This is a genomic window from Dactylosporangium sp. NPDC005555 (assembly GCF_040605635.1).
Classification (GTDB): domain Bacteria; phylum Actinomycetota; class Actinomycetes; order Mycobacteriales; family Micromonosporaceae; genus Dactylosporangium.
Map to the genome: position 1 here is coordinate 313,641 of NZ_JBEXDG010000004.1, position 6,753 is coordinate 320,393.

At 70.3% G+C, this 6,753-nt stretch carries 4 protein-coding genes; all 4 read left to right on the top strand.

Annotated features, from left to right (window positions below; all coding sequences use genetic code 11):
* Positions 1–76: 76 nt before the first annotated feature.
* The gene (locus ABZS58_RS07335) at positions 77–625 is read left to right on the top strand and encodes a hypothetical protein (protein WP_354778566.1); all 549 of its coding nucleotides are present in this window, start codon (positions 77–79) and stop codon (positions 623–625) included.
* Positions 626–1,210: 585 nt separating this feature from the next.
* Positions 1,211–3,268 carry a DNA topoisomerase IV subunit B gene (locus tag ABZS58_RS07340; RefSeq protein ID WP_354778568.1) on the top strand — a complete coding sequence of 686 codons (2,058 nt, stop codon included), beginning with the start codon at positions 1,211–1,213 and terminating at the stop codon, positions 3,266–3,268.
* Positions 3,269–3,291: 23 nt separating this feature from the next.
* On the top strand, positions 3,292–5,778 hold the full coding sequence (locus ABZS58_RS07345) for a DNA topoisomerase IV subunit A (protein WP_354778570.1): 2,487 nt from the start codon (positions 3,292–3,294) through the stop codon (positions 5,776–5,778).
* Between the two features lie 790 nt (positions 5,779–6,568).
* Positions 6,569–6,753: hypothetical protein (locus ABZS58_RS07350; RefSeq protein WP_354778572.1), on the top strand; the 185-nt coding region annotated here is incomplete at its 3' end.

The window sequence follows — 6,753 nt, forward strand, 5'->3', positions numbered from 1 at the left end:
TTGTGCACTATGCCGGTCGCCTTTGTCGGTGCCAAATGGGGCTGCGCGGCGCAGGTCACGCCGATAGCGTGTGCCGATGCAGGTTGGCAACCAGGTCAGGCTGGTGTTCTGGTCCGTCGCCGCAGCCGCCGCGCTGCTGGCCGTCGACACGTTCGTGACGGCCGTCGTCACGCGCGACCTCGCGGCGCTGCACACCGTGCTCATGTCGCCCAGGTCGCTGCGCCAGGTCGAGGCGGACTACCACAACAACCTGCTGGTCGCGGCGGTCGGCACGGTCCTGCTCGCGGCGCTGACCTTCGTCGTGCGGCGGCACAGCCCGAAGGTCAGGGCGGCGCTCTGGGTGATCGGCCCGCTGCTCGGCCTCGCACTGCTGTGCGGGCTCGTCGGCGGCCCCGAGTGGGCGGTGGCGCCGACCGGCGAGGAGCCGGAGCTGCTGCGGCAGGAATACGCCCGGGCCGTCCCGGAGTGGTACCTGTGGGTGCACGGCGTCGCCGGGCTCATCACGGCGGGCCTGCTGCTTTTCGTCGCCGGCTTCCTCACCCGAAGCGACCTGCGCGAGTACTACACGGAAGGGCACGGCACCGGCGACAGCTACCGCTCCTGGATCGACCGGACCAGCGCCTAGCATTTGAACCGGGCGGAGCGCCTCGATCGTCGCGTTGAGCGCGAGCAGGTCCGGTCGGGACCGTGATGCCGGCCGGCGGCGGCTGCCGGAACGCGGCACCGTCGCGGGCGGCCTTCTCGAAGGCCCGCACGGCGTCTTCGTTGTCGCCGTGCTTCACTGAACGGTGGGCGGCGATGGACTCGTCGACGATCGCGTCGTCGGCGTGGACCATCCGCACGAACTCCGCGATGCTGGGGCCCTGCCCGCCGGTCCCGCCCGTGGTGGCGAAGAAGATGACGACGGCCAGGTAGATCTTCCCGCCGACCCGCATGTCGTGGAACACGCGCAGCGGAGGGGTCACGGCGGGGTGCTCCTCAATCGGCATCGGTGAGGAAAGTGCGTGTGTCCGGCACATCGGCGCGGGTCGTCCGGCAGTTCGGGTTTTCGTGACGGACCGTGCGGGCACGCGGAAAGCCTGTTGTTCCGGCGTGCTGCCTCGTGTTTTGAGGCGTCGGGCGCCACATCCGGCGAGGGTGCCACGGAAATGTCAGACCCTGCGGCTACGCTCGCGGGCAGCAGCGCACCAGATCATTGGAGAGCATCGAGTTGACCGCACAACCCGAGACCTTGTATGGAGCTGACGACCTCACGCTCCTCGAAGGGCTGGACGCTGTCCGCAAACGGCCCGGCATGTACATCGGCTCGACCGACAGCCGGGGCGTCGCTCACCTGTTCAACGAGATCGTCGACAACTCCACCGACGAGGGCATCGCGGGCCACGCGACCCGCGTCGAGGTGACCCTGCACGCCGACGGCTCGGTCCAGGTCGACGACGACGGCCGCGGCATCCCCGTCGGCGTGCACGCCAAGTCGGGCATGTCCGGGGTCGAGCTGGTGCTGACCCGGCTGCACGCCGGCGGCAAGTTCGGCGGCTCCGGCTACAAGACCTCCGGCGGTCTGCACGGCGTCGGCGCCTCCGCGGTCAATGCGCTGTCGCACCGCTTCGACGTCACCGTGCGCCGCGACGGCAAGGTCCACCACATGGCCTTCCAGCACGGCGTCCCCGGCGACTTCGACGGCACCGGCCCTGCGGCGCCGTTCACCCGCCGCTCCGGTCTCAGCGTCACGGGCCGCATGAAGCGGGGCTCGTCCACCGGCACCTCGACCCGCTATTGGCACGACGCCCGATACTTCGAGACCGGCGCCGCGCTCGACGTGGAGACGGTCCGCGCAAAGCTGCGCAACACCGCGTTCCTCGTCCCCGGCGTGGCCTATGTGCTCAAGGACGCGACCGGCGGGCAGATCTCGACCGAGACGTTCCACTATCCCAGCGGGCTCGCCGACATGGTGGAGTTCCTGGCACCGTCCGGCGACCGCGCGGTCTGCGGGCAGCTGCACATCACCGGCGAGGGCACCTACAAGGAGAATGCCGCCGACGAGAACGGCGTCATGAAGGCCAACGTCGAGCGCCGCGCCGAGGTCGAGATCGCGCTGCGCTGGGGCACCGGCTATGAGCGGGTCGTGGAGTCCTTCACCAACACGATCCGCAATGTGCACGGCGGCACGCACCGCCGCGGCTTCGAGCGTGGTGCGCTGCGCGCCCTCGCCGACGCGATCCGCAACACCCGCGGCCTGCTGCGGCCGAAGGAGGACCTGCCGACCCTCGACGACGTCCTCGAGGGCATGACGGCCGTCATCCACGTGCGGATCCCCGAGCCGCAGTTCACCTCGCAGACCAAGGACGAGCTGTCCACGGCGCCGGTGACCCGGGTCGTGCAGGCGATCGTCGAGCAGCAGATCAAGGCGTGGGTCGAGGCCCGCAAGACCAAGGTCGAGGCGCGCACCGTCCTGCAGAAGATCGTCGACGCGGCGCGGGTCCGCCTCACACAGAAGCAGCAGAAGGACGCCGCCCGCCGCAAGACGGCCCTCGAGGGCGCGTCGATGCCGGCGAAGCTCGTCGACTGCCGCTCCACCGGCGTGCAGCGCAGCGAGCTGTTCATCGTCGAGGGCGACAGCGCCCTGGGCACCGCCCGCATGGCCCGCTCCTCGGAGTATCAGGCGCTGCTGCCGATCCGCGGCAAGATCCTCAATGTGCAGAAGGCCAATATCCAGCAGGTCCTGGACAATGCCGAGTGCTCCGCGATCGTGCAGGTGCTCGGGTCCGGCTCCGGCCGCACGTTCGACCTCGATTCGATGCGCTACGGCCGGATCCTGATCATGGCCGACGCCGACGTCGACGGCTCGCACATCCGCACCCTGCTCATCACCCTCTTCGCCAAATACATGCGGCCGGCGATCGCCGACGGCCGGCTCTATGCCGCCGTCCCGCCGCTGCACAAGATCGTCACCAAGGGCCGCAACCCTGAGACGATCTACACGTATACGCAGCAGGAGATGGTCAGCACCGTCACCCGGCTGGAGAAGGCCGGTAAGCAGGTCGTCACGCCGATCCCGCGGTTCAAGGGCCTGGGCGAGATGGACGCCGACGAGCTGTGGGACACCACGATGAATCCGGCGACCAGGGCCGTGCGGCGCATCACCCTCGAAGACGTCGACAAGGCCGAAGAGGTCCTCGAGCTGCTCATGGGTGAGCGGGTCGAGCCCCGGCGCAACTGGCTCATCGAGGCCGCGCCGCGGGTCGACCAAGAGAACATCGACGCCTGAGTCAGGAAGGGTAGTTCGCCGACATGGCACGCAAGGCCACACCAGTGAAGGCCGACCTGTCCGCTTTCGACCAGGCGGGTGCGCGGGTCCTCAACAACCCGCTGATCACCGAGGTCGAGGACTCCTACCTGGAGTATGCGTATTCGGTCATCCACTCCCGCGCGCTGCCCGACGCGCGCGACGGTCTCAAGCCGGTGCACCGCCGCATCCTGTTCTCGATGAGCGAGCAGGGGCACCGCCCCGACCGCGGCCACGTCAAGTCGTCCCGCGTCGTCGGTGACGTCATGGGTAAGTACCACCCCCACGGCGACAGTGCGATCTACGACGCGATGGTCCGCATGGCGCAGGACTTCTCGCTCAACGTGCCGCTCATCGACGGCCACGGCAACTTCGGGTCGCCCGACGACGGGCCGGCCGCCTCGCGGTATACGGAAGCGAGGATGTCGCGGGAGGCGATGCTGCTCGTCGGCGAGCTCGACGAGGGCACCGTCGACTTCCGGCCCAACTACGACGGCTCCCTCGAAGAGCCCTCGGTGCTGCCGGCCGCGTTCCCCAACCTGCTGGTCAACGGCTCCTCCGGCATCGCCGTCGGCATGGCGACCAACATGATCCCGCACAACCTCGGCGAGGTCGTCGCCGCGGCCCGCTGGCTGATCAACCACCCGGCGGCCACCCTGGACAAGCTCATGGAGTTCGTCCCCGGCCCCGACCTGCCGACCGGCGGCCTGCTGCTCGGCCTCGACGAGGTCCGCCGCGCCTACGAGACCGGCCGCGGCGTCGTGCGCATGCGCGGCCGGATCGAGATCGGCCTGCTCGAAGGCAGCCGCGGCCGCCAGGCGATCACGGTCACCGAGCTGCCCTACGGCATCGGCGCCGAGAAGGTCATCGAGAAGATCACCGACGAGGTCAACAAGACCAAGCGCCTGCAGGGCATCGCCGACGTCAAAGACCTCACCGACCGGGAGAACGGGACCCGCCTCGTCATCGAGTGCAAGGTCGGCGTCAACCCGCAGGCGCTGCTCGCCGACCTGTATCGGCTGACCCCGCTGGAGCAGTCGTTCGGCGTCAACAACCTCGTCCTCGTCGACGGCCAGCCGCAGACCCTTGGCCTCAAGCCGCTGCTGGAGGTCTTCCTCGCACACCGCTATGAGGTCGTGACCCGGCGCACCGAGTTCCGCCGCAAGAAGCGCCAGGACCGGCTGCACCTCGTCGACGGCCTGCTCGTCGCGCTGCTCGACATCGACCGCGTCGTCGCCCTCATCCGCGCCAGCGAGAACGCCGCGGCCGCCAAGGCGTCGCTGATGAGCGAGTTCGGCCTCAGCGACATCCAGGCCACGTACATCCTCGACACCCCGCTGCGGCGGCTCACCCGGTATGACCGCATCGAGCTCGAAGCCGAGCAGGCCCGGCTCAACGAGGAGATCGCCGCGCTCAGCCAGATCCTCGACGACGAGAAGGTCCTCAAGAAGGTCGTCTCCGACGAACTCGCCGCCGTGGTCAAGGAGTTCGCCCAGCCGCGCCGCACCACCCTCATCGACGGCGACCTCAAGGAGGTCCTCGCCGCGTCCGTCCCCGCCGGCCCGCTCGAGGTGTCCGACGACCCATGCCAGGTCCTGCTCTCCGCGACCGGCCTCGTCGCCCGCACCGCCGCCGAGTCGGAGGAGGCCCCCGAGGGCAGCCGCAAGGCCGGCCGCGACAAGCACGACATCGTCCGCGCCGTCGTGCACACCACGGCCCGCGGCCAGGTCCTGCTCGTCACCAGCCTCGGCCGCGCCTTCAAGGTCGACGTCCTGCCCCTGCCCGTCCTGCCCGAGCAGACCGGCACCGTCTCTCTGCGCGGCGGCATGTCCACCGCCGAGCTCGTCTCCCTCCAGGCCGGCGAGACGGTCGTCGCCCTGGCCCCGCTCGGCGGCCCCGGCGCCGAAGGCTCACCCGGCCTCGCCCTCGGCACCCGCAACGGCATGGTCAAGATCTGCGCCCCCGAGTGGCCCGTCCGCGCCGACGAGTTCGAGGTCATCGGCCTCCGCGACGGCGACGAGGTCGTCGGCGCCACCTGGCTCGCCGACGGCACCGAGACCCTCGCCTTCGTCTCCTCCGACGCGTCCCTGCTCCGATTCCCGGCCAAGCTCGTCCGCCCCCAGGGCCTCAAGGGCGGCGGCATGGCCGGCATGGCCCTCCCCGACGGCGTCCAGGTCCTCTACTTCGGCGCCGTCAACATCCAGGACCCCCAGCACGGCGAGCCCATGGTCGTCACCGCCACCATCGGCAACGCCAAGCTGACCCCGCTGCGCCTCTACCCGGCCAAGGGCCGCGCCACCGGCGGCGTCCGAGCCCAGCGCTTCCTCAAGGGCGAGACCCGGCTGGTGCTCGCCTGGGTCGGTCCCCGCCCCGCCGCCTCATCCGCCAAGGGTGAACCCCGCGACCTCCCAGCCCCCGACCAGCGCCGCGACGGCTCAGGCGCCCAGCTCCGAGCCCCAGAAATCGTCGGCCACATCGTCGAACGCGGCTGACCCACCGCCCGGGGCCGCCCATCCCTCTCGGATCGGCGGCCCGGACCACTGCCCTTCCACCCCTTCCCCGCCGCCCGCACGCTGGTTCGATTGGTCGGTTCAGGTCGGTTCAGGTCGGTTCGGCTCGCTCGGCTCGCTCGGTCCGGCTCCGTCCGGGTTGGTTCGGTTCCGCTCGTTCGGCTCGGCTCGGCTCGGTTCGGTTCGGTCGGTTCCGCTCGGTCGGTTCCGCTCGGCCTCGGTCCGGCTCCGTCCGGGTTGGTTGGTTCGGGTTGGTTCGGGTTGGTTCGGGTTGGTTCGGCCGGGTCGGGTGTGCCGGGTCGGGTCGCTCTGCAGCGGGCCTGGTCGTGGACTGGCCGGCGACGTCACGGGCGTCCGCTGCAGCGGCCTGCGGTCGGCGCCGCATCGCGCGGCCAGGGCCGGCAACGGCGCGGGCCGCCATAGGTGGGCAGCGGGCATCCGCGGTATCTGCGCGGGCGCCGCTCCCGGGCTCGCCTCGGGGTGCCCTTCCGTCGGCACGGATGTGGTGGCGTTGGCCGAATCAGCTTGGGCGCCGGCTTCGAACATTCGTGTGGATGGGCCGCCCGGCAGCGTTCGCCGCGTCGGGCCGGGTGCCCGTCGCTCTGCCCGCTGTTGGTCACGTCGCCGCGGTGGTGCACGAGTGGCATCAAACGGCAGCTCGAGCCGCCGGTTCCGAGGTCGTCGTCGCGCTCTGCGTCTGTGGTGGGTAACCGGTGTGCACAGGGGGTCCGGTCTGGCCGCGACTGCTGGAGTCGTGGGTGGTGGTGCGCGGATGATGGGTGCCTCGGCGGTGATGCTGGGGCGGCCGGGGGATGTTGGTTCGGGGCGTTTCCATGATCCGGAAGAGCTTGTGCTGCCCTGGCGCAATGCCGGTGAGTTAAGGATTTGCGTCGAGGGTTGTCGATGCCGCGTGGCGGCTTGCGCAGCAACGAAGCTCCCGTTACACATGCTGTCGAC